Origin of the sequence: Variovorax endophyticus, assembly GCF_025376855.1 — a bacterium.
Taxonomy (GTDB): Bacteria; Pseudomonadota; Gammaproteobacteria; order Burkholderiales; family Burkholderiaceae_C; genus Variovorax.
This window is the reverse complement of sequence record NZ_JAHUTH010000016.1, coordinates 85,164-107,108: the sequence shown is the minus strand read 5'-3', so window position 1 is coordinate 107,108 and position 21,945 is coordinate 85,164. Positions and strand designations below refer to the sequence as shown.

At 70.5% G+C, this 21,945-nt stretch carries 23 protein-coding genes; 15 read left to right on the top strand and 8 right to left on the bottom strand.

Going from position 1 to position 21,945, the window contains the following annotated elements; all coding sequences use genetic code 11:
* Window positions 1-15 precede the first annotated feature (15 nt).
* The gene (locus tag KV106_RS21385; RefSeq protein WP_261212179.1) at window positions 16-1,542 is read left to right on the top strand and encodes a class I adenylate-forming enzyme family protein; all 1,527 of its coding nucleotides are present in this window, start codon (window positions 16-18) and stop codon (window positions 1,540-1,542) included.
* On the opposite strand, the gene KV106_RS21380 is transcribed toward KV106_RS21385, so the two are convergent.
* Window positions 1,543-2,967 (bottom strand): aminotransferase-like domain-containing protein, encoded by a 1,425-nt coding sequence (locus tag KV106_RS21380; RefSeq protein WP_261212177.1) that lies wholly within the window; start codon window positions 2,965-2,967, stop codon window positions 1,543-1,545.
* A gap of 143 nt (window positions 2,968-3,110) precedes the next feature.
* Here KV106_RS21380 and KV106_RS21375 point away from each other — a divergent pair, with 143 nt between their 5' ends.
* From KV106_RS21375 to KV106_RS21365, 3 genes are all read left to right on the top strand, one after another.
* Window positions 3,111-4,400 (top strand): hydroxymethylglutaryl-CoA reductase, degradative, encoded by a 1,290-nt coding sequence (locus tag KV106_RS21375; RefSeq protein WP_261212175.1) that lies wholly within the window; start codon window positions 3,111-3,113, stop codon window positions 4,398-4,400.
* Window positions 4,401-4,501: 101 nt separating this feature from the next.
* Window positions 4,502-4,957, top strand: a complete 456-nt coding sequence (locus tag KV106_RS21370; protein WP_057591784.1) for a hypothetical protein — start codon at window positions 4,502-4,504, stop codon at window positions 4,955-4,957.
* Window positions 4,954-6,342, top strand: a complete 1,389-nt coding sequence (locus tag KV106_RS21365) for a tripartite tricarboxylate transporter permease (RefSeq protein ID WP_261212173.1) — start codon at window positions 4,954-4,956, stop codon at window positions 6,340-6,342. Before KV106_RS21370 ends, KV106_RS21365 begins: the two co-directional genes overlap by 4 nt.
* Here the strand turns inward: KV106_RS21365 and KV106_RS21360 are convergent.
* Window positions 6,339-7,658 (bottom strand): AsmA family protein, encoded by a 1,320-nt coding sequence (locus tag KV106_RS21360; RefSeq protein ID WP_261212171.1) that lies wholly within the window; start codon window positions 7,656-7,658, stop codon window positions 6,339-6,341. The two genes, KV106_RS21365 and KV106_RS21360, sit on opposite strands and share 4 nt — an antisense overlap.
* 365 nt (window positions 7,659-8,023) lie before the next feature.
* Here KV106_RS21360 and KV106_RS21355 point away from each other — a divergent pair, with 365 nt between their 5' ends.
* The 5 genes from KV106_RS21355 to minE all read left to right on the top strand — a co-directional run bounded on the left by KV106_RS21355 (window position 8,024) and on the right by minE (window position 11,858).
* Entirely contained in the window at window positions 8,024-8,449 is a 426-nt protein-coding gene (locus tag KV106_RS21355) for a hotdog fold thioesterase (RefSeq protein ID WP_057591786.1), read from the top strand.
* 49 nt (window positions 8,450-8,498) lie between these two features.
* Window positions 8,499-9,782 (top strand): solute carrier family 23 protein, encoded by a 1,284-nt coding sequence (locus tag KV106_RS21350; RefSeq protein ID WP_261212169.1) that lies wholly within the window; start codon window positions 8,499-8,501, stop codon window positions 9,780-9,782.
* 155 nt (window positions 9,783-9,937) lie between these two features.
* Entirely contained in the window at window positions 9,938-10,696 is a 759-nt protein-coding gene (gene minC, locus KV106_RS21345; protein ID WP_261212167.1) for a septum site-determining protein MinC, read from the top strand.
* A gap of 64 nt (window positions 10,697-10,760) precedes the next feature.
* Complete coding sequence (gene minD, locus KV106_RS21340) at window positions 10,761-11,576, top strand: septum site-determining protein MinD (RefSeq protein ID WP_057591862.1); 816 nt, start codon at window positions 10,761-10,763, stop codon at window positions 11,574-11,576.
* Between the two features lie 3 nt (window positions 11,577-11,579).
* Entirely contained in the window at window positions 11,580-11,858 is a 279-nt protein-coding gene (minE, locus tag KV106_RS21335) for a cell division topological specificity factor MinE (protein WP_057591789.1), read from the top strand.
* A gap of 1 nt (window position 11,859) precedes the next feature.
* Here minE and KV106_RS21330 read toward each other — a convergent pair whose 3' ends face one another.
* Together KV106_RS21330 and KV106_RS21325 are read right to left on the bottom strand one after the other, a co-directional pair.
* A complete protein-coding gene (locus KV106_RS21330; protein ID WP_261212165.1) occupies window positions 11,860-13,464 on the bottom strand; it encodes a rhodanese-like domain-containing protein in 1,605 nt (534 codons plus the stop codon).
* Between the two features lie 2 nt (window positions 13,465-13,466).
* Window positions 13,467-14,447, bottom strand: a complete 981-nt coding sequence (locus KV106_RS21325; protein ID WP_261212163.1) for a Bug family tripartite tricarboxylate transporter substrate binding protein — start codon at window positions 14,445-14,447, stop codon at window positions 13,467-13,469.
* A 136-nt stretch (window positions 14,448-14,583) separates the two neighbouring features.
* Here KV106_RS21325 and KV106_RS21320 point away from each other — a divergent pair, with 136 nt between their 5' ends.
* Window positions 14,584-15,552 (top strand): fatty acid desaturase, encoded by a 969-nt coding sequence (locus KV106_RS21320; protein ID WP_057591792.1) that lies wholly within the window; start codon window positions 14,584-14,586, stop codon window positions 15,550-15,552.
* 6 nt (window positions 15,553-15,558) lie between these two features.
* Here KV106_RS21320 and KV106_RS21315 read toward each other — a convergent pair whose 3' ends face one another.
* Both KV106_RS21315 and KV106_RS21310 read right to left on the bottom strand, forming a co-directional pair.
* Window positions 15,559-16,476 (bottom strand): alpha/beta hydrolase, encoded by a 918-nt coding sequence (locus KV106_RS21315; RefSeq protein ID WP_057591793.1) that lies wholly within the window; start codon window positions 16,474-16,476, stop codon window positions 15,559-15,561.
* 205 nt (window positions 16,477-16,681) lie between these two features.
* Complete coding sequence (locus KV106_RS21310) at window positions 16,682-17,284, bottom strand: TetR/AcrR family transcriptional regulator (RefSeq protein ID WP_057591794.1); 603 nt, start codon at window positions 17,282-17,284, stop codon at window positions 16,682-16,684.
* 176 nt (window positions 17,285-17,460) lie between these two features.
* Here KV106_RS21310 and KV106_RS21305 point away from each other — a divergent pair, with 176 nt between their 5' ends.
* Together KV106_RS21305 and KV106_RS21300 are read left to right on the top strand one after the other, a co-directional pair.
* Window positions 17,461-18,405 carry a CysB family HTH-type transcriptional regulator gene (locus KV106_RS21305; RefSeq protein ID WP_057591795.1) on the top strand — a complete coding sequence of 315 codons (945 nt, stop codon included), beginning with the start codon at window positions 17,461-17,463 and terminating at the stop codon, window positions 18,403-18,405.
* A 206-nt stretch (window positions 18,406-18,611) separates the two neighbouring features.
* Window positions 18,612-18,848, top strand: a complete 237-nt coding sequence (locus KV106_RS21300; protein ID WP_261212161.1) for a hypothetical protein — start codon at window positions 18,612-18,614, stop codon at window positions 18,846-18,848.
* 85 nt (window positions 18,849-18,933) lie between these two features.
* Here KV106_RS21300 and KV106_RS21295 read toward each other — a convergent pair whose 3' ends face one another.
* Both KV106_RS21295 and KV106_RS21290 read right to left on the bottom strand, forming a co-directional pair.
* On the bottom strand, window positions 18,934-19,341 hold the full coding sequence (locus tag KV106_RS21295; RefSeq protein ID WP_057591797.1) for an RcnB family protein: 408 nt from the start codon (window positions 19,339-19,341) through the stop codon (window positions 18,934-18,936).
* A 153-nt stretch (window positions 19,342-19,494) separates the two neighbouring features.
* Window positions 19,495-20,091 (bottom strand): dihydrofolate reductase family protein, encoded by a 597-nt coding sequence (locus KV106_RS21290; protein WP_057591798.1) that lies wholly within the window; start codon window positions 20,089-20,091, stop codon window positions 19,495-19,497.
* Between the two features lie 143 nt (window positions 20,092-20,234).
* Between KV106_RS21290 and KV106_RS21285 the strand changes: the two genes are divergently transcribed.
* The 3 genes from KV106_RS21285 to KV106_RS21275 all read left to right on the top strand — a co-directional run bounded on the left by KV106_RS21285 (window position 20,235) and on the right by KV106_RS21275 (window position 21,935).
* Window positions 20,235-20,663: a winged helix-turn-helix transcriptional regulator gene (locus KV106_RS21285; protein WP_057591799.1), complete on the top strand. Its 429-nt coding sequence runs from the start codon at window positions 20,235-20,237 to the stop codon at window positions 20,661-20,663.
* A 90-nt stretch (window positions 20,664-20,753) separates the two neighbouring features.
* Window positions 20,754-21,170: a VOC family protein gene (locus KV106_RS21280; protein WP_057591800.1), complete on the top strand. Its 417-nt coding sequence runs from the start codon at window positions 20,754-20,756 to the stop codon at window positions 21,168-21,170.
* A gap of 126 nt (window positions 21,171-21,296) precedes the next feature.
* Window positions 21,297-21,935, top strand: coding sequence for a GDSL-type esterase/lipase family protein (locus tag KV106_RS21275; RefSeq protein WP_261212157.1), 639 nt, complete (start codon window positions 21,297-21,299; stop codon window positions 21,933-21,935).
* The last annotated feature ends 10 nt before the right edge of the window (window positions 21,936-21,945 follow it).

Here is a 21,945-nt window from a genome sequence, read left to right as displayed (position 1 = left end):
ACAGGAGACACGGACTTGCACCAAACCACCTACCTCGAACTGATCCGCCGCGGCGCGCTGCAGCACGGCCCGCGCACCGCCATCGTGTTCGGCGAACGCAGCCTGAGCTTCACCGAGGTCGACCAGCTCAGCAGCCGGCTCGCGCAGGCGCTGCACGCGGCCGGCGCGGCGCCGCGCACGCGCGTGGCGCTGCTGCTCAACAACGGCCTGCACAGCGTGCCGCTGGACTTCGCCTGCGTGAAGGCCGGCATCAACCGCGTGCCGCTCAATGCGCGGCTCTCGCTGGCCGAGCATGCGCGCATGCTGGCCGACACCGGCTGCACCCACCTGGTGTTCGGCCCCGACCTGGCCGAGCGCGCGGCGGCGCTGCGCGACGCGGCACCGGGCCTGGCCTGCCTGGGCATCGGCGCGGCGCTCGAGGGCGCGCCCGACCTGCTGGCGCGGGCGGCGACGCTGCCCGCCACGGCGCCCGACTTCGAGCCTTCGCCCGACGACGTGGTGCTCACGCTCTTCACCTCGGGCACCACCGGCACGCTGAAGGCCGCGCAGCACACGCAGGCCTCGTACGCGGCGATCTGCCGCAACGTGCTGCTGAACCTGCTGAACGCCACGCCCGAGGACGCGATGCTGCACGCGGCCTCGCTGATCCATGCCAGCGGCGTGTTCGTGCTGCCGTTCTGGCTGCGCGGCGGCCGCACCGTGATCCTGCCGGGCTTCGAGCCGGGCCTGTTCCTGCGCACGCTGCAGGCCGAGCGCATCACGGCGATCAACCTGGTGCCGACCATGCTGCAGATGCTGTTCGAGCACCCGGAGCTGGCGGCCACCGACGTGAGCGCGCTGCGCTACGTGATCTACGGCGCCTCGCCGATGCCGCGCAGCGTGATCCAGCGCGCGATGGCGGCCTGGGGCCGGCACCGCTTCTGGCAGTACTACGGCCAGACCGAGGTGCCGCTGTGCCTCGCGGTGCTGCGGCCCGAGGACCATGTCGACGAACTGCTGGGCGCCTGCGGCCAGCCCGCGCTCGAGGTCGAGATGCGCCTGGTCGACGAGGCCGGCAACGAGGTACCCGCCGGCACGCCGGGCGAGATCGCGGTGCGCGCGCCCTCGGCCGTGGCGGGCTACCACGATGCACCCGCGCTCAATGCCGAGACCTTCGTCGCGGGCGGCTGGGTGCGCACGCGCGACGTCGGCGTGTTCGACGCGCGCGGCTTCCTGCACCTGAAGGACCGCACCTCCGACATGATCATCAGCGGCGGCTACAACGTCTACCCGCGCGAGGTCGAGGATGCGCTGATGACGCACCCCGCGGTGCGCGAATGCGCGGTGATCGGCCTGCCGCACGAGAAGTGGGTGGAGGTGGTCACGGCGGTGGTGGTGCCGCGCGCGGGCCAGGCCGTCGACGAGGCGGCGCTGATCGCGCACGTGGCCGGGCGGCTCGCCTCGTACAAGAAGCCGCAGCGCGTGATCTTCGCCGAGGAGATTCCGAAGACAGCGGTCGGCAAGCTCAATCGGCGCGCGCTGCGCCAGCGCCACCGGGGCTGATCAGCCGCCCACGCGCTTGAGCGTGGCGCGCATCGCCTTCGCGAAGCGCGGGTCGGCCATGGCGCCGACGTTGAAGCGCGACCAGCGCGAGAGCTGCGTCGAGTCGACGCTGAAGATGCGGCCCGGCGCCATCACGATGCGCCGCGGCAGCAGCTCCCTGGCGAAGGCCAGCGAGTCGGCCACGCCCGGCAGCGCGGCCCAGACATAGAGCGACTGCGGGCTGCGCGCGAACACCTCGGCGCCCACCGCATCGAAGAAGCGCAGTGCCTCGCGCGTGGCCTCGCCCAGGCGGTTCTGCAGCCGGTTCAGGTGGCGCTGGTAGTGGCCCTCGCTGAGGATCACGTCGACCGTGCGCTCGGCGTATTCGGAACTGCTCACGTGGATCAGCGCCTTGAGGTCGGCGAGGTCGCTCGCGAGGTCGGCGCCGCAGGCGACGAAGCCCACGCGCAGCGCGGCCGAGAAGGACTTGGAGAAGCTGCCGATGTAGATGGTGCGCTCGAGCTGGTCGAGCGCCGCCAGGCGCGGCAGCGCGGTGGGCTTGAAGTCGGCCAGCGGGTCGTTCTCGACGATCAGCAGGTCGTGCTTCTGCGCCAGCTGCAGCACGCGGAAGGCCTTGGCCGGCGAGATGTCGGAGCCGGTCGGGTTGTGGGCCAGCGACTGCGTGAAGAACAGGCGCGGCCGCTCGGCCACCAGCAGCTGCTCGAGCACCTCGAGGTCGGGCCCGTCGGCCAGCCGCGGCACCGCGAGCATCTGCGCGCCCGCGAGCTTGAGCTTGCCGAACAGCGGGTAGTAGCCGGGATCGTCGACCAGCACCTTGCCGCCGGGCGGCACGAAGTAGCGGATGACGATGTCCATGGCCTCGTTGGCGCCGTGCGTGAGCACGATCTGCCGCGGCTCGGCGCCGATGCCGAAGTCGGCCAGCTTGCGCACCAGGTGCTCGCGCAGCGGGCCATAGCCGAAGCGGCTGCCGTAGCGGAACAGCGCGCCGAGCCCCGTGCGCACCACCTTCGGGTGGTACTTGTCCAGCCGCACGTCGGCCAGCCATTCGACCGGCGGGAAGCCGTCGCCCACGGCCACCGCGTCGGGTTCGGTCTTGAGCTGCTCGCGCATCAGCCACACGATGTCCATCGCGCGGCCCAGGCTGCCGGCATCGTCCTCGGGCGGCTTCGCGCCCGCGGGCTTCGGCTGCGCGCGCACGAAGTAGCCCGAGCCCCGGCGCGGCTCGACCAGGCCGCGCGAGACCAGGTTCTCGAAGGCCGCCACCACGGTGTTCTTGGCATAGCCGTGCAGCTGCGCGAGCTCGCGCAGCGAGGGCAGCTTGTCGCCGGCCTTGTAGGCGCCGCTGGCGATCTGGCGCGCGAGGGCCTCGGCGAGCGAATCGGCGATGGGGGCGGCGCGCGGGCCGCTTCGAGAGAGTGCGCTCATGACCGGCGACTGTGACACAGCGGGCACTGGACGCGCCGCACTGTCCCGACTGTCCCGCGAAACTGTGCCTGCCGAGGCTGGTACAGCGGGCCTAGATTCGCACGCTTCCGAATCCACCCCTTGCACGAACCGAAGCACGAACGATGGTCGCCGACGCCCGCCTCCCCAATTTCCGAGCCCTGACACCCGCGCAGCGCCTCGATCACATCGCGCAGGCCGCTGCGCTCACGCCCGAGGAGAAGGCGCTGCTCGCCGCGCCCGGCGCGCTCGGCATCGAGCGCGCCAACGGCATGGTCGAGAACGTGATCGGCACCTTCGAGCTGCCGCTGGGCGTGGCCGGCAACTTCACGGTCAACGGCCGCGAGTACCTGGTGCCGATGGCGGTGGAGGAGCCCTCGGTGGTGGCCGCCGCCTCCTTCATGGCCAAGCTGGCGCGCGAGGGCGGCGGCTTCGAGGCCTCGAGCAGCGAGCCGCTGATGCGCGCGCAGGTCCAGCTGCTGGGCCTGGGCGATCCGCACGGCGCTCGGCTGGCGCTGCTGCGCGCGCGCGATCGCATCCTCGAGGTGGCGAACAGCCGCGACAAGGTGCTGATCGGCCTGGGCGGCGGTTGCCGCGACATCGAGGTGCAGGTGTTCGAGGACACGCCGCGCGGTGCGATGGTGGTGCTGCACCTGGTGGTCGACGTGCGCGACGCGATGGGCGCGAACACGGTCAACACCATGGCCGAGGCGGTGTCGCCGCTGGTCGAGCAGCTCACGGGCGGCACGGTGCGGCTGCGCATCCTCTCGAACCTGGCCGACCTGCGGCTGGCGCGCGCCCGCGTGCGGCTCACTCCCGCGGTGCTGAAGACCGCGGAGCGCAGCGGCGAGGAGATCGTCGAGGGCGTGCTCGACGCCTACACCTTCGCGGCCGTCGACCCCTACCGCGCGGCCACGCACAACAAGGGGATCATGAACGGCATCGACCCGGTGATCGTCGCCACCGGCAACGACTGGCGCGCGGTCGAGGCGGGCGCGCATGCCTATGCCTGCCGCCATGGCCGCTACGGCTCGCTCACCACCTGGGAGAAGGACAAGAGCGGCGCGCTGGTCGGCACCATCGAGATGCCGATGCCCGTGGGGCTGGTCGGCGGCGCCACCAAGACCCATCCGCTCGCGCGGCTGGCGCTCAGGATCCTCGGCGTGCAGTCGGCGCAGGAGCTCGGCGAGGTGGCGGTGGCCGTGGGCCTGGCGCAGAACCTCGGCGCGCTGCGCGCGCTCGCCACCGAGGGCATCCAGCGCGGCCACATGGCGCTGCATGCGCGAAACATCGCGCTGGTGGCAGGTGCCACGGGCGACGAGATCGATGCGGTCGCCAAACAGATGGCCACCGAGCACGACGTGCGCACCGATCGCGCGGTGGCGCTGCTCGAAGCCCTGCGCGCCAAAAACTGAATCTCACGGATCGCGGGAAGGTCCCGCACCACGGACCGCGGCCGATACCGCGGCGGCACGCGGGGCGCGTGCCGTCACACCAGCAAGAACGGAGACAAGCAATGAACCCGAACGGCACGACGCAGGCGCGATGGCGCCTGGTGGAAATCTGGGGCGACACGGCGGACCTGCGCCATCTCGCGGGCGCGATCGCGATCGGCATCGCCGTGAGCCTGGCCGGCTTCCTGCTGGCCAACCGCCTGCTCGCGGGCGCCGTGCGCTCGCCCGAGCTGGCGCGCGCCTACGCGATGCTCGCGGGCCTCGCGGGCTGCGTGATCGCGGGCCTGATCTGCGCGCTGCTGTTCGCGCCCAAGCGCGAGGTGGTCGAAGGCGGCGCGGCCGATCCGCGCTGGCGCGAGGAGGTGCTGGCCGAACTGGCCGGCGAGCACGGCGAACTTGGCGCGATGAGCGACCTGCCGCCCGCCGCGCTGCGCGAGCTCCAGGAGCTGGGCCTGCACGACCTGTTCGCCAACCACCGCCCGCGCACCCGCGCCGCCGCCGAAGGAGCCGCCTCGTGATCGACGCCGCACTGCTGAACCAGATCCTCGTCGCCACCGGCATGGGCCTCGTGGGCGCCGTGGTGTTCGCCGCCATCGGCCTCGTGTCGGGCACCGACGAGACCACCACGCTCGCGCCGCTGACCCTGCTGGTGGTGCTGCTGGGCGTGCCGCCCGCGGGCGTGTTCACCTTCTTCCTCGCGGCCGCGGTGGCCAAGCACATGACGCACGCGGTGCCGACCGCGCTGCTGGGCATTCCGGGCGACACCATGGCCACGCCGCTGCTGCAGGACGCCAACATGCTGCGCAACCTCGGCGTGCCGCACATCGCGCTGCGCAAGATGGTGTCGGGCGCGATCATCGCGGCCTTCGTCGCGGTGCCGCTGGCCGTGCTGTTCGCGGTGCTGCTCGCGCCCTACGGCGCGGCCATCACCAAGGCGGCGCCGTGGATCTTCGTGGTGGCGGCGGTCGCCATCGCCTGGTTCTCGAGCGGGCGCTGGGCCTCGGTGGCGACGCTGGTGCCGTTCGTGATCGTGATCGTGGCGCTGCAGTCGCTGACCGCCAAGTACGGCGTGAAGCTCAGCATCAGCTACTTCCTCGGCATCGCGATCGGGCCGCTCGTGGCCGACCTGTTCTCGGTGCTGTCGCCGACGGCCAGGGCGCGCATGGCGCGCGAGAAGGTGCGCACCTTCTCGCTGGCGCCCGACGTGAAGGGCTGGAGCGGCTACTTCCCGAACCCCTTCAAGGTGCTCGACCGCGGCCAGGTGAAGTGGACGCTGGCCACCGCCACCATTTCGAGCGCCACCTTCGTGTTCAGCCCGGTCGCGATGACGGTGGTGCTCGGCGAGCTGGTCGGCTCGCGCATCAAGCATGCCTACCACCGGCTCACCACCACGCTGGCCGCGCGCAACGGCGTGACCGAGGCCACCTACGTGGCCGAGGCGCTGATCCCGCTGATCGCGATCGGCCTGCCGCTGAGCCCGGTGGCCGCGGGGCCGGCCGCGCCGCTGTTCAACGCACCGCCGGTGTTCACCATCGACGCCGCCACCGGCCAGACCCACAACCTGCACAACCTGCTGAGCCACTGGGAGTTCCTGGGCTACGGCATGCTGGCGGTGGTCCTCGCGGCGCTGGTGGCCTATCCCTTCACCATGAACTTCGCGCGCCGCGCGGCGCTGTTCGTCTCGCGCAAGGTCAGCCACGAGGCGATCATCGCCACCTTCGTCGGCCTGATCGTGGTGATCAGCGTCTGGGAAGGGCAGCTGCTGGGGCTGTTCGTGATCCTCACCATGGGCCTGCTCGGCGGGCTGCTGTCGCGCGCCATCGGCTTCAACACCGGGGTGCAGTTCATGGGCTACTACACGGCGGTGCTGACGGTGCCGGCGGTGCTGAAGGCGATCGGCTAGGGTTTCGGTTTCTTCTTCGAGCCGGGCGGCTCGTCGAGCCCGAACAGCCGCTCCACCTGCTGCCCCACGCGCGCGCCGATCGCGGTGCCCACGCCCGGCAGCACCGCGCTGCCGACGGCCGCGCCCGCGAGCGCGCCGCCGGTCAGCGAGAGCTCGGGATCGCTCATGGTGCCGCCGATCTTGAGCGGCACGCCGACCACGCCGTCGACGATGTCGACCGCGGCATCGCCCTGGATGCGCCGGTTGAACAGCCGCACGTTGCCGCTGGCGGTGAGCACGCCCGAGCGCGCCTTGAGGCCGGTGTAGCGCAGCACGGTGCCGTCGGGCGTGGCCTCGGTGTCGAGCGTGCCGCTGAGCTCGTCGAGCACGGTGCGCCCGCCGCGGCTGATGCCGGCGGTGCTCACGGCCTTGGCGAGGTCGAGCTTGGTCAGGGTGGCCGGGCTGACCGAGAACACGGTGCGCGTGCGCAGGCCGCGCATCAGGGCGCCGGCCTTGTCGGCCTCGGCCGTCAGCGTGGTCTGGCCGTGCAGCTTGCCGGCGACGAAGGTGCGGCGCCCGAAGGTCTGGACCAGCGCCTCGATGTCGACATCGCGCGGCACGAGCTCGGCCGACACGCGCAGGCGGCCGTTGTCCAGCGACTCGAAGCGGCTGACGCCGTTCCAGCTGCCGCCCGCCACGTCGATGCGGGTCTGCCAGCGGTCGTTGCGGCCCTCGCGGTCCAGCCGCAGCCGGGCCGGCGGCGAGGCACCCGCGCGCTCGGCCAGCGCATGGCGCGGGCGCCAGCCGGGGTCGAAGTCGATCTGGCCGTCGTAGGCGAGCTCGATGTCGCGCCGGTCGATCCAGCGCACGTCGCGCCAGCGCAGCCGCTCGAGCGGCGTCTCGGCCAGCGTCCAAGGCGCGGGCAGGGCGATCCGGCCTTTCTCGATGGTCTCGGGCGCGCGGCCGCGGAAGGCCCGGATCGCCTCGCCCGGCAGCACCGCGCCCTCGACCTCGAGCGAGTCGGCCGCGACCACGCGCTTCCACAGCGGCGCGAGCTGCAGCCGCAGCGCGATGCGGTGCACGGTGACCGGGCGCGGCTGGTCGGTGGCGACGTCGGTCAGCACCAGCACCGGCATCGGCAGCAGCGACCAATGGGCGCCGCCGATCCTGAGGCCGATGCCGTAGTGCTTCTCGAAGCCCTCGGCGATGCGCTGCGACACCTCGGCATCGCTGGGCAGCAGCCAGCGCGCCGCCCCCCACAGCGCGAGGGCGCCCGCCAGCAGCACCAGGGCCGAGCCGGCGAGCCAGAACCGGACGCGCCGGGAGGGGGATTTCATGGGCCCAACGTAGCACGCCTGGGCGACTACCGATGTCAGCCGCCGTCGCCAGGGCCTGTTAACTCTATAGAAGGGGTCGCGCTGCTTCGCCAAGGGGCTGGATGCAAGGCGCCCGCGCGCAGCAAGGCGTCCGCCTTGCAAGCGCGGGCAACGCCGCAGACGGCCCCTTTGCGGGGCAACCCGGAGGGAAGCTCGCCAAAGCCCGCCCCTCGGCGTTGCGCTCCTAGCGTGTGCGGACGCACACGCGTCGTCGCGCGCCTTGATGGGCGGGCTATGGCAAGCTTCGCGACCCCTTCTATAGAGTTAACAGGCCCTAGTTTCCGCCACCCTTTTCGAAGCACACCAAGACGAAAGACGAGCACGCCATGCGCATCTGGAAGAAAGACATCTCGGTCGAAGCCCTGACCCAAAGCCACGTCGGCACCACCGTGGAACACCTGGGCATCGAATTCCTCGAGGTCGGCGACGACTTCATCCGCGCACGTTGCCCGGTCGACAACCGCACGCGCCAGCCCTACGGCATCCTGCACGGCGGCGTGTCGGTGGTGCTGGCCGAGACGCTGGGCTCGTGCGGCGCCCACTATTCGGCGCCCGAGGGCGACCGCGCCGTGGGCCTGGACATCAACGCCAACCACATCCGCTCGGCCTCGAGCGGCTGGGTGATCGGCACGGCCCGCCCGGTGCACCGCGGGCGCAGCACCCAGGTCTGGCAGATCGACCTGACCAACGAGACGGGCGAGCTGACCTGCGTTTCGCGCATCACAATGGCGGTGCTCCAGCCCAAGGGCTGAGCACGACCGGCAGCCTACAAGCCTGGACCACGACACGAGGAGACAAGCCATGAGCAATCCATTCACCTGGCGCGAAGTCGCCGCCACCGAGGGGCGCGTGGTCGCGCCCGACGAACGCCTGCCCTGGGTCCAGACCGGTTTCATGGGCGTGCAGCACGTGATCGCGATGTTCGGCGCCACCGTGCTGGCACCGATCCTGATGGGCTTCAGCCCCAACATCGCGATCCTGATGAGCGGGATCGGCACGCTGATCTTCTTCCTGATCACCGGCGGCAAGGTGCCCAGCTACCTGGGCTCGAGCTTCGCCTTCATCGGCGTGGTGATCGCGGCCAGCGGCTACGCCGGCAAGGGGCCCAACGCCAACATCGCGGTGGCGCTGGGCGGCATCGTGGCCTGCGGCGTGGTCTACATCCTGATCGGCGCGATCGTGCAGGCCGTGGGCACGGGCTGGATCGAGCGCTTCATGCCGCCGGTGGTGACCGGCGCGGTGGTGGCGGTGATCGGGCTCAACCTCGCGAACGTGCCGATCAAGAACATGGCGGCCGGCAACTTCGACGCCTGGATGCAGGCGCTGACCTTCCTCTGCGTGGGCCTGGTGGCGGTGTTCACGCGCGGCATGGTGCAGCGGCTGCTGATCCTGGTGGGGCTGATCCTGGCCACCGTCGTCTATGCCGTGCTGACCAACGGCATGGGCCTGGGCAAGCCGGTGGACCTCGGCGGCATCGCCGCCGCGGCCTGGTTCGGCGCACCGGCCTTCACCGCGCCGGTGTTCACGGCCAACGCGATGCTGCTGATCGCCCCGGTGGCGATCATCCTGGTGGCCGAGAACCTGGGCCACCTGAAGGCGGTGACGGCCATGACCGGGCGCAACCTCGACGGCTACATGGGCCGCGCCTTCATCGGCGACGGCATCGCCACGGTGGTCAGCGGCGCGGCCGGCGGCACCGGCGTGACCACCTATGCCGAGAACATCGGCGTGATGGCCGCCACCCGCATCTACTCGACGGCGGTGTTCGTGGTGGCGGCGGTGATCGCGCTGGTGCTGGGCTTCAGCCCCAAGTTCGGCGCGCTGATCCAGGCCATCCCGCTGCCGGTGATGGGCGGCGTGAGCATCGTGGTGTTCGGCCTGATCGCGGTGGCGGGCGCCAAGATCTGGGTCGACAACAAGGTCGACTTCTCGCAGAACAAGAACCTGATCGTGGCGGCGATCACGCTGATCATCGGCACCGGCGACTTCACGCTGAAGTTCGGCGACTTCGCGCTCGGCGGCATCGGCACCGCCACCTTCGGCGCCATCATTCTTTACGCACTGCTGGGCCGCACGAAGAACTGAGCCGCTTCCGGGGGCCTGTGCAAGCCCCCAAAGTGAAACCTCGTGCAATAAATGTGCTTCCAGGGCGGCCCGGGCCGCGGCGCACCACCGCCGCGCGGCCCGCGCCCGTTAGACTCCCAGGCTTTTCGCACCGACGTTTTCCAGACGTTTCCCCAATGGCCGATGTCTCCGCCGCGCGCACCAAGGCGGTATTCGAATTCAAGAGCGCCACGCTGCCGCTGATCGCGGTCATCCTCAAGACGACCGATCTGGGCGTGCTGGCCGAGGCGCTCGACGCCCAGCTGGCGGATTCCCCCGATTTCTTCGAGCAGGAACCGGTGGTCATCGATCTCTCGCAACTGCCGGAAGCCTCCGCCGAGGCCGGGGCACTCGATTTCGAGGCGCTGCGCGGCCTGCTGGCGCGCCACCAGACCCAGCCGATCGCGGTGCGCGGCGGCAGCGAGGCCCAGCACGCCGCGGCCCGCGCCGCCGGCCTGGTGGTGACCGACATGCCCGCCGCCCCGGCCCCGCGCCCGGCCGAGCCGCCGCCGGCGGCCCCGTCGCCCGCGCCGCAGATCGTGCGCGAGGTGCCGGTGCCGGCCAACGGCACGCTCCTGATCGACCGGCCGCTGCGCTCGGGCCAGCAGGTCTATGCCCGCGGCGGCGACGTGATCGTGACGGCCGTGGTGAGCCATGGCGCGGAGGTCATCGCCGACGGCAACGTGCACGTGTACGCGCCGCTGCGCGGCAAGGCGATCGCCGGCGCGCGCGGCAACACCGAGGCGCGGATCTTCTCGACCTGCCTCGAAGCCCAGCTGGTGGCGGTGGCCGGCATCTACCGGACCTCGGAAGTGCCGCTGCCCGACACGGTGCTCGCGAAGGCAGCCCAGATCCGGCTCGATGGCAAGAAAATCGTGATCGAGCCCATTGCCTGACGGCAAGCCGGGACAACGCGGCAGCGATCCAGCAACAACCGAATCGAAACAAGAAGGAATGGCCATGGCCAAGATAGTGGTGGTGACCTCGGGCAAGGGCGGCGTCGGCAAGACGACCACGAGCGCCAGTTTCTCCTCGGGCCTCGCGCTCGCGGGCAAGAAGACGGCCGTGATCGACTTCGACGTGGGCCTGCGCAACCTCGACCTGATCATGGGCTGCGAACGCCGCGTGGTGTACGACCTGATCAACGTGATCCAGGGCGAGGCCAACCTGAGCCAGGCCCTGATCAAGGACAAGCAGTGCGAGAACCTGTTCGTTCTCGCCGCCTCGCAGACGCGCGACAAGGAAGCGCTGACGCAGGAAGGCGTGGAGAAGGTGCTGGCCGACCTGGCCGCGATGGACTTCGACTACATCGTCTGCGACTCGCCCGCGGGCATCGAGACCGGCGCGATGATGGCCATGCACTTCGCCGACGAGGCGCTGGTGGTGACCAATCCCGAGGTCTCGTCGGTGCGCGACTCGGACCGCATCCTGGGCATGCTCAGCAGCAAGACCAAGCGCGCCAAGGACGGCGGCGACCCGGTCAAGGAACACCTGCTGATCACGCGCTACAACCCGAACCGGGTGGCGGGCGGCCAGATGCTCTCGCTGGAGGACATCCAGGACATCCTGCGCATTCCGCTGATCGGCGTGATCCCCGAGTCGGAGAGCGTGCTGCATGCCTCCAACCAGGGCGTGCCCGCGATCCACGACAAGGACACGGACGTGGCCCAGGCCTACAGCGACGTGGTGGCGCGCTTCCTCGGCGAGGACAAGCCGATGCGTTTCGTCGAGGCCGAGAAGCCGGGCTTCTTCAAGCGGATTTTCGGAGGCAGATAAGGCATGTCGTTCCTCTCGTTCCTCCTTGGCGAGAAGAAGAAGACTGCAAGCGTTGCCAAGGAGCGCCTGCAGATCATCCTCGCCCACGAGCGTTCCAGCCTCAGCGGCAAGAAGCGGCCCGACTACCTGCCCGAGCTCCAGCGCGAGCTGGTGGCGGTGATCTCGAAGTACGTGGCCATCAATCCCGACGACATCAAGGTCCACCTGGAAACCCAGGACAACCTCGAAGTGCTCGACATCAAGATCGAGCTGCCCGACCCGGCACCCACGCCGGCGCGCTGAGTCAGCGCTCGAAGAAGCGGAAGCGGACCGTCGGGTCCGCGACCACGCGCGCCGACAGGGCGCGCTCCCACGCCAGGTAGTCGGCCCAGGTCGGGTCGCGCCGCGGCCCGAACACGCGCATCACCGAGCCCCAGTCGTCGTCGAACGGGGTCAGCAGGCGCGCCGGATCGAGCGTGGTCGACAGCGGCCGCCCCGAGGCCTTCCAGGCCTGGGTGCCGCCCGCGAGCCAGCCGAAGCGCGCGCCGGCCCCGGGCCAGCGGCGTTGCGCATCGCGCGCCACGCGGCTCGCCGCGATGCCGTCGGGCGAGGTGAAGACCAGCGTGCGGCCCGGCACGATCCATGGAGAGAGCGGCGCCAGCGAGGCCGGCAGCAGGTAGAGCGCGCACTGCAGGTGGCCGCGCTCGTAGTCGAGGCTCGGACCGACGTCGACCACCGTGGCGCCTTCGAGCGCCTCGGCATCGATGGCGGGCGGGGCATCGGCGATCGCGGCCGAAGGGGCCGGCGGCAGGCCCTGGGAGGGCAGCGGGCCATCGAACACATGCACCTCGGCCTGGCCGAGCTGCGTGAGCCAGAAGCTCGTGATGGCGGCGCGCAGCCGGTGCGCCGGATCGTCGATGAGCACGATGCGCGCGCCGCGCGTGCCCACGAGGTTCTCGAAATGCATCAGCAGTTGACCGCCCGGCACTTGCTGCACGGCCGTGCCCGCGAAGGCCGGGTCGGGCTGCGGGCGCACGTCGAACAGGTAGAGGCTGCGCCGCGGGTCTGCCTGCCAGCGCGCGAGCTGCGCGGCATCGGCCAGCGGCAGGCGGTGGCGCGCGATCAGGCCGTCGGCCAGTTCGCGCAGCCGCTCGGGCGACTCGGCCGGCAGCAGGTCGGCCGGCGCGGCGTTCTGCACCACGGGGCCGCCGTGCAGGCCCCAGTCCATCACGCCGTCCTCGACGAACACCGCGTCGCGCGCGCGGCCCAGCAGCCGCAGGGTGGTGGCGCCGACGATGCCGCGCGTGCGACTGAAGCAGTTGATGGCCCAGAGATGGTCGGCAGCGGCGGGCGCCTCGAAGCGCCGCAATGCGAGCTCGGTGCCGGGGTGATTGCGCGCGCCGGGCAAGGAGAGGAACTCGAATTCGGCGCGCGGCCGCGCATCGACCAGGGTGGTGGGCCGGCCGTCGCGCAGCCGCTCGCGCAGCGCCTCGACGCCGACCGAGGGCGTGCCGAAATGCAGCCGCGCGCGGTCGCCGAAGGCCTTGACCAGCGTGCCGTAGCCGTCGATGACGGGCAGCCCCTGCGCGGCCCAGGCCTCGATGCCGCCGGCCAGCAGGCGCACATCGGTGTAGCCCAGCCGTTCGAGCACGGCCGCGGCCTCGTGCGCGGGGCCACCGGGCGCGGCGCGGTCGTCGTAGAGCACGATCGCCGTGGAACGGCGCGGCACCAGCGTGACGACCTGCGGCTCGAGGCCGCTCAGCGGCGCATTGCGCGCGAGGTTCGGATGCCGCGCGACGTAGTGGCGGGTCTCGCGCACGTCGAGCAGCGCGAGCTCGGGGCCGTCGGCGGCCAGCAGCAGCGCATGCAGCGCCGCGGCGTCGAGGGTGGGGCGGTCGTGCGCGCTCATCGTCAGTTCGGCTGGATGCCGGCCTGCTTCACCACCGCGGTCCACTTGACGGTCTCGGCCTGGATGAAGCGCGCGAACTCCTCGGGCGAGCTGCCGACGGTGAAGGCGCCGATGTCGTCGTAGCGCTTGCGGAAGTCGGCCGACTGCACGATCTCGCGCAGCTCGCGCGAGAGGCGCTGCACCAGCGGCGCGGGCGTGCCGCTGCGCACCACCACGCCGTACCACGAGGTGACCTCGAAGTCGCCGAGGCCGGCCTCGGCGGCGGTGGGCACCTCGGGCAGCCAGGGCGCGCGGCTGCGGTAGGCCACGGCCAGCGGCTTGAGCGTGCCGGCCTTGACGAAGGGGATCGCGGTCACGACCTCGTTGAAGATGAACTGGGTCTGGCCCGCGAGCAGGTCGTTGAGGGCGGGCGCGCTGCCCTGGTAGGGGATGGGCGTGAAGTCGGCGCCGGTCCGGGACTTGAGCAGCTCGCCCGCGAGGTGCGAATAGGCACCCACGCTGATGCCGTAGTTGACCTTGCCGGGGTTCTTCTTCGAGTAGTCGATGAGCTCGCGCGGGCTGTCGACCGGCACCTTGGGATTGACCAGCAGCAGCTGCGGCGTCTGCACCAGCAGCGACACCGGCGTGAAGTCGCGCGCGAGGTCGTAGCTCAGCTGCCTGAACAGCGCGGGCTGCACCGTGAGGTTGGAGGCCGGCGCGAGCAGCAGCGTGTAGCCGTCGGCCGGCTGGCGCGCCACGTAGTCGAAGCCGATGTTGCCGGCCGCGCCGCTGCGGTTCTCGACCACCACGGGCTGTTTCAGGCGCTGCTGCAGCTGCTCGGCAACCTCGCGGCCGATCTTGTCGGCGATGCCGCCCGCGGGGTAGGGCACGACCACGCGGACCGTGCGCTGCGGATAGTCGTCGGGCGCGGCGGCCCGGGCCGGCAGCACGGTCGACAGGGCGAGCAGCAAGGCGGCGAGGCCGCGCGAGGGGAGGGTGTTCATGGGACGACGCAAAAAGCCAGCGAGCCTAGGGCGCGAGGGCGGCGGCGCGAACGAAGTTTCGCACCCTTGCTTATGCGGAATGGGCGCATGCGATGCGGCCGGGGCTTCCTAGCATCGCAGGCCGGACCGCCTCCTCATGAACACCGCCGCCCGCACCTCCACCCAGCCGCTGCAACCCCCGCCCGCCGTTGCGGTGGCCCCCGCGCGGGGCCGCCGCCACTGGTGGTGGCACTACGAGGTGCCCACCCTGCTGCTCGCGGGCGTGCTCTACCTGGCCTGGGCCGCGCTGGTCTGGTGGCATGCGGCGCTGCCGGGCTGGGCGCTGTTCGTCGCGGGCGGCTACCTCGCGCAGCTGCACTTCTCGCTGCAGCACGAGAGCATCCACGCGATGCGCCAGTTGCCGCAGTGGCTGCGCTGGGCCGTGGTGTGGCCGCCGCTCAACCTGTGGCTGCCGTACCCGTTCTACAACCGCGGCCACAGCGCGCACCACGTCAACTTCCACCTCACGCATCCCGAGCGCGACACCGAGAGCGCCTACCACTCGGCACCGGCCTGGGCCGGCTACGGACGCTTCTGGCGCTGGATCTACCTGGCGAACCAGACGGTGGCCTTCCGCGTCGTGCTGGGGCCCTTCCTGCGGCTGTGGAAGCTGGTGCGCTTCGAGACCGGCCGGGTCGCGGCCGGCGACTTCTCGCGCTTGCCGACCTGGGGCTGGCATGCGCTGAGCGTGGCGCCGGTGCTGTACTTCGTGATCGGCGTGGCCGGCATGAGCCTGGGCGAGTACCTGCTGTGCTTCGTCTATCCGGGGATGATGCTGGGCTCGCTGCGCACCTTCACCGAGCACCGCTGGGCCGACACGCCGCACGAGCGCGTGGCGATCGTCGAATCGAACGCGGTGTTCGGCCTGCTCTACCTCTTCAACAACCTGCACCACGTGCACCACCGCGCGCCGACCATGCCCTGGTACGAGATCCCGGTGTACTTCCGGCGCCACCGCGCGGCGGTGCTGGCGGCCAACGGCCACTTCTACTACCGCGGCTATGGGCAGATCGTGCGGCGGCACCTGTTCCGGCCGGTGTTCGTGCCGGTGCATCCGGCTTGGTAACGGGCCCTAGCCTGCGACGAAGCCCAGCACGCGCTCGATCACCTCGGCCTCCTTGAGGATGCGGCGGTGCCCCAGCCCCTGCGTGGCGACGAGCCGCGCGCCCGGGATCGCATCGCGGTAGGCCTCGCTGTCGGCGAAGCGGTTCACGCGGTCGTCGCGGTCGTGCACGATCAGGGTCGGCCGTGCGATGCGCGGACCGACGGCGGGCGGCTCGAATTGCGGCATCAGGATGCCCTCGCGCGATTCGATGCGCCGCTGCATCGCGGCGCGCGTGCGTTCGCGCAGGCCGAACACGTGGGCGAAGTAGCGCGTGTATTCGCGCGGCGAGGCGGGCGGCGCCAGCAGCACCAGCCGGTCGGCCGGCAGTCCGCGCGCCGCCGCGTAGGCCAGTGCATTGCCGCCCATCGAGTGCGCGATGGCCGCGCGCAGCACATGGCCCTCGGCCGCGAGCCGCGCCGCGACGTACTCGAGCGCGCGCGCGAACTGCGGCAGGTTGCTGGCCCAGCCCGCGCTGCGGCCGTGCGCCGGCAGCTCAAGCAGCACCGGCCGCAGGCCCGCCGCGGCGATGGCCTGGGCCAGCGGCAGCATCTGGCCCGCATGGCCGCCCCAGCCGTGCATCAGCAGCACCACGGGCGTCTCGTCGACGGCCGAGGCCTGCGAGGCGAGGTGGTAGAGGCCGAGGCTGCCCTGCTCGAAGGCCCAGGTCTCGCGCCGCCACTCGGCGCCCGGCCCCTGGCCGCGGTAGAGCCACTTGGGCGGCAGCGGCGTGCGGAACACGCGGCTGGCCGCGCGCACGCCGAGCGCGGGCCAGAGGCGCTCGATGGCGCCGAGCGTCCAGCGCACGGCACGCAGCCGGAGGCTGGCGCCGTAGTAGCCGGAACGCGCGGCATGGGTGGAGGCCGAAGGCGTGGCGCTGCTCGTCATGCGCTGCGCTCCTTCAGTACCAGACCCAGTCCTGGTTGCTGCCGGGCAGCGCACGCAGGGCTTCGCGCAGGGTTTCGATGCCGAGGGCCAGCGCGTAGACGGCCAGGCAGAGGACGAGGATCAGCATGGTGTTTCTCCTTTTTTATCGCACGACTGTGCGAAATATGAACGAGCAAAGACGAAGGGCATGCACCTGGGACCTGCCTCAGGCGCGGTAGTCGGAAAGGATGCGCCGCCAGCTACGCGCGGCATGCTCGCCGGCCAGCGGATCGCGCAGGAAGCGCGCGTCGTGCAGCAGGGTCATCACGAGGCCGTTGAGCTCGCTCACCAGCAGCGCGGCATCGGTGCCGGCCTTGAGCTCGCCGCTGTCCACCGCCTGCAACACGGTGCGGCGCAAGGCGGCGCGCCAGCGCGTGATCTCGGCGAGCAGCAGCTCGCGCAGCTCGCCCTCGCGGTCGTCGTACTCGAAGGCACCGGCCATGTAGAGGCAGCCGGTCTGGCTCTCGACGTCGCGCGTGCGCGCGATCCAGCGCTCGACGATATCGGTCAGCCGTGCCAGGCCCTTGGGCTTCTGCATCGCGGGCACGAACACGTCGGCCAGGAAGCGGCGGCCGTACTCCTCGATGACGGCCTTCTGCAGCGCCTCGCGCGATCCCACGCGCGAGAACACGCCGCTCTTGGACAGGGCCAGCCGGCTCGCGATCGCCTGCAGCGTGATCGCCTCCAGGCCCTCGGCCAGCGCGAGATCCATCGCCGCGCCGACGATGGCGGCGCGGGTCAGTTCGCTCTTCTGGGTCTTGGCGTCCATGCGGCGCACTTTAGCACAATCGTGCGAAATGACAATCCACGCGGGAACGGCCTTGTCGGAGGCTCCAAAGATGATTTGCTCATGTGAAACCAACAAACGCATCGTTCCCCGCATAAGCCGTTGTGCAGAGAATTCGCGGTCCGTCCCGCTCCGGGACATGACCCTTTCCGCGCCAGATGAACTTCCAACAACTGCGCTCGGTACGCGAGGCCGTTCGTTGCGGCTTCAACCTGACCGAGGTCGCCCATACCCTCCACACCTCGCAGCCCGGCGTGAGCCGGCAGATCCGCGAACTCGAGGAAGAGCTCGGCATCGAGCTCTTCGTGCGGGCCGGCAAGCGGCTCACCGGCCTCACCGAGCCCGGCGGCCACGTGCTGCCGATCATCGAGCGCATGCTGCTCGAGAGCAGCAACCTGCGCCATGCCGGCCAGGAATTCGTCGCGCAGCAGAGCGGCCTGCTGTCGGTGACGGCCACGCACTCGCAGGCGCGCTATGCGATGCCGGTGGCGGTGCAGGAATTCCGCGCCCAGTTTCCCAACGTGAAGCTGCACCTGCACCAGGGCTCGCCCAAGCAGATCGCGCAGATGCTGATCGACGGCGAGGCCGACGTGGGCATCGCCACCGAGGCGCTGGGCGACTATCCGCAGCTGGTCGCGCTGCCCTGCTACCGCTGGACCCATTCGGTGATCGTGCCGCCGGGCCATCCGCTGCTCGACGCGCCGCTCACGCTCGATGCGCTCACGCGCTATCCGCTGATCACCTACGACACCGGCTTCACGGGCCGCTCGCGCATCGACGAGGCCTTCGCGCAGCGCGGCCTCACGCCCAACATCGTGCTGGCCGCGATGGATGCCGACGTGATCAAGACCTACGTGCAGCTGGGCATGGGCGTGGGCATCGTGGCCGGCGTGGCCTACGAGGCCGAGCGCGACACGCAGCTGCGCGCGATCGACGCGGGGCGCCACTTCGGCATCAACCTCACGAAGCTCGCGGTGCGGCGCGGCAACTACCTGCGCAAGTACGTCTACGCCTTCATCGAGTCCTTCGCGCCGACCCTCACGCGCGCTGTGGTGGAAAAGGCACTGACCGACGAAACCCGGGCTTCGCACTACGAAATCTGAAAAGCGTGGCCCGACAAGGGCTTGGCGCATGGACTTCGCACGGCGGATGCGAGGCTTTGGTCACGATGTCGACCAAAGCAGCAAGACTTCCGTACGAAAGCATGAAAAAGCTGCCAGTTGCTTCACACAAGGAGCGTACATTCGCATTCATCCCAGCTTTCCGGAACGGATCAGCAATGGCATCGATTTCGCAGCAGCAGAATTCCATGGCGAAAGCCAAGGCCCTCAGGGCCGCCGAAGCCAGCGAACAACGCGAACGCCTGCGACGCGCGCTGCCCGCCACGGTGGAACTGCTGCAGCAACGCCATGCCGACCGCATCGACGACAGCGACATCGACGCCTACGTGAACCTCAACTGGCTCGAATGGCACGGCGGCGGCCTGCGGCTCACGATCACGGGCCGCAACGTCTGCGCGCAGCTCGCGCCCACCGCGCTCGTCTGAAGCCCCTCAACGAAAAAGCCGCCGCGGCCTGAGCCTGCGGCGGCTTTTGCGCGGGCTGCTCGCGCAACCCACTGGCAGTGGGCACTTATTGGCCAGCGATGATCTGCGCGATCACGCCCGTGGCGATCGCGGCCAGCACGAAGTCGCCGCCCACGCCCATCCACTGGTAGCCACGCGGCGGCGGCTGCAGGCGGTAGGCGCGGTAGTCGTTGACCACGTAGTTGCGCGTGCGGTACTCGCTCGGCACGCGGCCACCGCGGCGCCATTCGGCGTGCGGCTGCGGGAAGCCGCGGCGATCGAACTGGCGTCCGTCGCGGAAGTCCTGGTTGCCCCAGTGGCCGGGCGGCGGGCCGCGATGATCCATCCGATGGCCGGGGGGGCCGCCGCGATGATCGTCATGACCACGGCCCTGCGCGAAGGCGCTGCCTGCCGCCATGCACATCGCGAGCGCCGCGGCGGCCACGGCCATGCCCTTCGTCTTGTTGATGAACATCTGGAACTCCTTCGTTTGTTGTGATGACGAGTCCATTGTGTGCGGCCCGTGTGTCGGTCAGCCGGTGCTCAGGTAGGCGCGAAGTGAAACAAGGTAAGCGGTGGTATCCGCGTCTCCTGTGCTCCTACAGCCGCGCGGCGCCATGGTGCCGTTTCAGGGCAGGCCCGGCACGTAGCGGTTGACGACGATGCCGCATTCGTAGGCATCGGAGCGCAGCAGCGCGAGCCGGTGGCCCTTGCTGCGATCGTTGAACACCGAGAGCCCGCCGCCCACCGCGGCCGGATTGACGAAGAACTGGAACTCGTCGACCACGCCGGCCTCGACCAGCGCCGAGGCGAAGCCCACGCCGCCGATCGAGAGGATGTCGCCGCCCTCCTCGCGCTTGAGCGTCTCGACCGCCTCGGCGAGGTCGCCATGGACCACCGCCGTGCGCTCCCAGCGCGAAGCCTCGAGCTTGTTCGACAGCACCACTTTGTCGGCGTTGACGATCTTCTGCGCGAAGGCGTAGTGGCGGTCGGCGGGAAAGCGCATCGCGGCGCGGCCCCAGTGGTCGATATAGCCCTCCTCCGCGATCTTGCGGCTCAAGAGGATGGTGCCCACGCTGTCGAACACGGTGTTGAAGTCCTGCTTGAGCCGCTCGTCCCAGGGCCAGGGATCGCCCCAGCCCCAGAGCTGCCAGCGCAGGTCGGCGTGGGCCGCCGCCACGTAGCCGTCGACGGACATCTGCATCTGAAGGATCAGCTTTCTCATGCGCGTTCTCCGGGTGGGTCGTGAAGGAATCGAGGCGCCAGACTGCTTGTGAATCGCAATCGGTTTTGGCGCGCGGTTGCAGTGTCTTCCGACCGGTGCAAGAATGCAAGCGGTTTCGAAAGAGAAGCGTAGGAGAGCGCGCCATGGCATCCCAGGAAAAATCCCTCTGCCCGATCAACCTCGCGCTGGAAGTCTTCGGCGACCGCTGGAGCCTGCTGATCGTGCGGGACATGATGTTCGCGGGCAAGCGCCACTTCCGCGAGTTCCTGCAGTCCGACGAAGGCATCTCCACCAACATCCTCACCGAGCGGCTCGGCAAGCTCGTCGAGCAGGGAGTGCTGCGCAAGAGCGACGATCCCACGCACCGGCAGAAGGCGCTCTACAGCCTCACGCCGATGGGCATCGACCTGCTGCCGGTGGTGGCGCAGATCGGCATCTGGGGCCGCAAGCACACGCCGGTCACGAAGGACAGCGCGGCCGACGCCGCCGCGCTCGAGAAAGGCGGCCCCACGCTCTGGAAGAAGCTGCAGGCGGAACTGCGCCGCGCGCATGCCGAGGGCCGTGCGGCCTGAAGCACGGCCGTCACCTCCGGTCACCGGCGGTGCGCAGGGTCGCTGGCAGAATGCCGCCCCAACGCAGCAACCAGCACCGAGGGGATCCGGATGAGCGAACACACCGTCGCGGCAGCCGTCGTCTACGCCAAGGACGTGACACGGCTGAGCAGCTTCTACACCCATGTCGCGGGGCTCTCGCTCGCCCACGCCGAAGGCGGCTTCCACACGCTCGAGTCGCCCGCGCTGCAGCTGTTCGTGGTCGCGATGCATGGCGACATCGCGGCCCGGGTCCATGTGACGCAGCCGCCGGCACGGCGCGAGAACACGGCGCTGAAGTTCGTCTTTCCGGTCCCGAGCCTGCACGATGCGCGGCGCGCGGCGGCCGAGCGCGGCGGGGCCTTGAAGCCAGCCGAGGCCGAATGGGCCTTCGGCGGCCATCGCTATTGCGACGGGCACGACACCGAGGGCAATGTGTTCCAGCTGCGCGAGCGCACGGTGGCCACGGGCGGCGAGGCGAACGATTGAACGGGCGCGGCAAGCGCCGCATGCCGCGGGCGCAAGCCCTGTACGGTCTTTCGCCCATCGATGGAAACGGCCGCTAAGCTGGCGCCCGCCTCAACGCGCCCTCCTCCTGCCTTCATCCACGCACCCATGAACCGACGCCACCTGCTGCAGCTCCTCGCCGGCGGCATCGCCGCCTCCACGCTCGCGGCCTGCGGCCGGCGCAAGGCCTCGGAGCCGGCGCTCAAGGCCGATGCCAGGCTGCTCGCGCTGGGCGACAGCCTGACCTTCGGGTACGGTGCCCCGCCCGGCGAGGATTGGCCCGCGAGGCTCGCGGCGCTCACGGGCTGGCAGGTTGTCAACGAGGGCGTCAACGGCGACACCTCGGCCGGTGCGCTGAAGCGGCTCGATGCGCTGCTCGCGGCCGACAGCTATGACGCGGTGCTGGTGGGCATCGGCGGCAACGACATGCTGCGCGGCGTGCCGCTGCAGACCACGCGCGACAACATCGCGGCGATCGTGCGGCAGGCGCGCACGCACACGCCGCGCGTGGCGCTGATCGCCACGCCCGCGCCCGAACTGCTGCGCGCGACCATCGGCGCGCTCGGCGACGCGCCGCTCTACGAAGAAGTCGCGACCGCCGAGCAGGCGCTGCTGATTCCGGCGGTGTATGCGGGCGTGCTGTCCGATCCGGCGCTGCGCTCCGACCGCATCCATGCGAATGCGCAGGGCTACGAGAAGATCGCGCAGCAGATCGCCGACCAGTTGCAGAAAGCCGGCTGGCGCTGAGCGCCGCGGC

Excerpts from the sequence above, each read along its gene's own strand:
- KV106_RS21325 (WP_261212163.1), bottom strand. The coding sequence starts at position 14,447 with ATGAACACCCTCCCCTCGCGCGGCCTCGCCGCCTTGCTGCTCGCCCTG.
- minE (WP_057591789.1), top strand. The coding sequence starts at position 11,580 with ATGTCGTTCCTCTCGTTCCTCCTTGGCGAGAAGAAGAAGACTGCAAGC.
- KV106_RS21305 (WP_057591795.1), top strand. The coding sequence starts at position 17,461 with ATGAACTTCCAACAACTGCGCTCGGTACGCGAGGCCGTTCGTTGCGGC.
- KV106_RS21375 (WP_261212175.1), top strand. The coding sequence starts at position 3,111 with ATGGTCGCCGACGCCCGCCTCCCCAATTTCCGAGCCCTGACACCCGCG.
- minD (WP_057591862.1), top strand. The coding sequence starts at position 10,761 with ATGGCCAAGATAGTGGTGGTGACCTCGGGCAAGGGCGGCGTCGGCAAG.
- KV106_RS21350 (WP_261212169.1), top strand. The coding sequence starts at position 8,499 with ATGAGCAATCCATTCACCTGGCGCGAAGTCGCCGCCACCGAGGGGCGC.
- KV106_RS21290 (WP_057591798.1), bottom strand. The coding sequence starts at position 20,091 with ATGAGAAAGCTGATCCTTCAGATGCAGATGTCCGTCGACGGCTACGTG.
- KV106_RS21300 (WP_261212161.1), top strand. The coding sequence starts at position 18,612 with ATGGCGAAAGCCAAGGCCCTCAGGGCCGCCGAAGCCAGCGAACAACGC.
- KV106_RS21355 (WP_057591786.1), top strand. The coding sequence starts at position 8,024 with ATGCGCATCTGGAAGAAAGACATCTCGGTCGAAGCCCTGACCCAAAGC.
- KV106_RS21275 (WP_261212157.1), top strand. The coding sequence starts at position 21,297 with ATGAACCGACGCCACCTGCTGCAGCTCCTCGCCGGCGGCATCGCCGCC.
- KV106_RS21330 (WP_261212165.1), bottom strand. The coding sequence starts at position 13,464 with ATGAGCGCGCACGACCGCCCCACCCTCGACGCCGCGGCGCTGCATGCG.
- KV106_RS21380 (WP_261212177.1), bottom strand. The coding sequence starts at position 2,967 with ATGAGCGCACTCTCTCGAAGCGGCCCGCGCGCCGCCCCCATCGCCGAT.
- KV106_RS21360 (WP_261212171.1), bottom strand. The coding sequence starts at position 7,658 with ATGAAATCCCCCTCCCGGCGCGTCCGGTTCTGGCTCGCCGGCTCGGCC.
- KV106_RS21295 (WP_057591797.1), bottom strand. The coding sequence starts at position 19,341 with ATGTTCATCAACAAGACGAAGGGCATGGCCGTGGCCGCCGCGGCGCTC.
- minC (WP_261212167.1), top strand. The coding sequence starts at position 9,938 with ATGGCCGATGTCTCCGCCGCGCGCACCAAGGCGGTATTCGAATTCAAG.
- KV106_RS21285 (WP_057591799.1), top strand. The coding sequence starts at position 20,235 with ATGGCATCCCAGGAAAAATCCCTCTGCCCGATCAACCTCGCGCTGGAA.
- KV106_RS21280 (WP_057591800.1), top strand. The coding sequence starts at position 20,754 with ATGAGCGAACACACCGTCGCGGCAGCCGTCGTCTACGCCAAGGACGTG.
- KV106_RS21315 (WP_057591793.1), bottom strand. The coding sequence starts at position 16,476 with ATGACGAGCAGCGCCACGCCTTCGGCCTCCACCCATGCCGCGCGTTCC.
- KV106_RS21310 (WP_057591794.1), bottom strand. The coding sequence starts at position 17,284 with ATGGACGCCAAGACCCAGAAGAGCGAACTGACCCGCGCCGCCATCGTC.
- KV106_RS21370 (WP_057591784.1), top strand. The coding sequence starts at position 4,502 with ATGAACCCGAACGGCACGACGCAGGCGCGATGGCGCCTGGTGGAAATC.
- KV106_RS21320 (WP_057591792.1), top strand. The coding sequence starts at position 14,584 with ATGAACACCGCCGCCCGCACCTCCACCCAGCCGCTGCAACCCCCGCCC.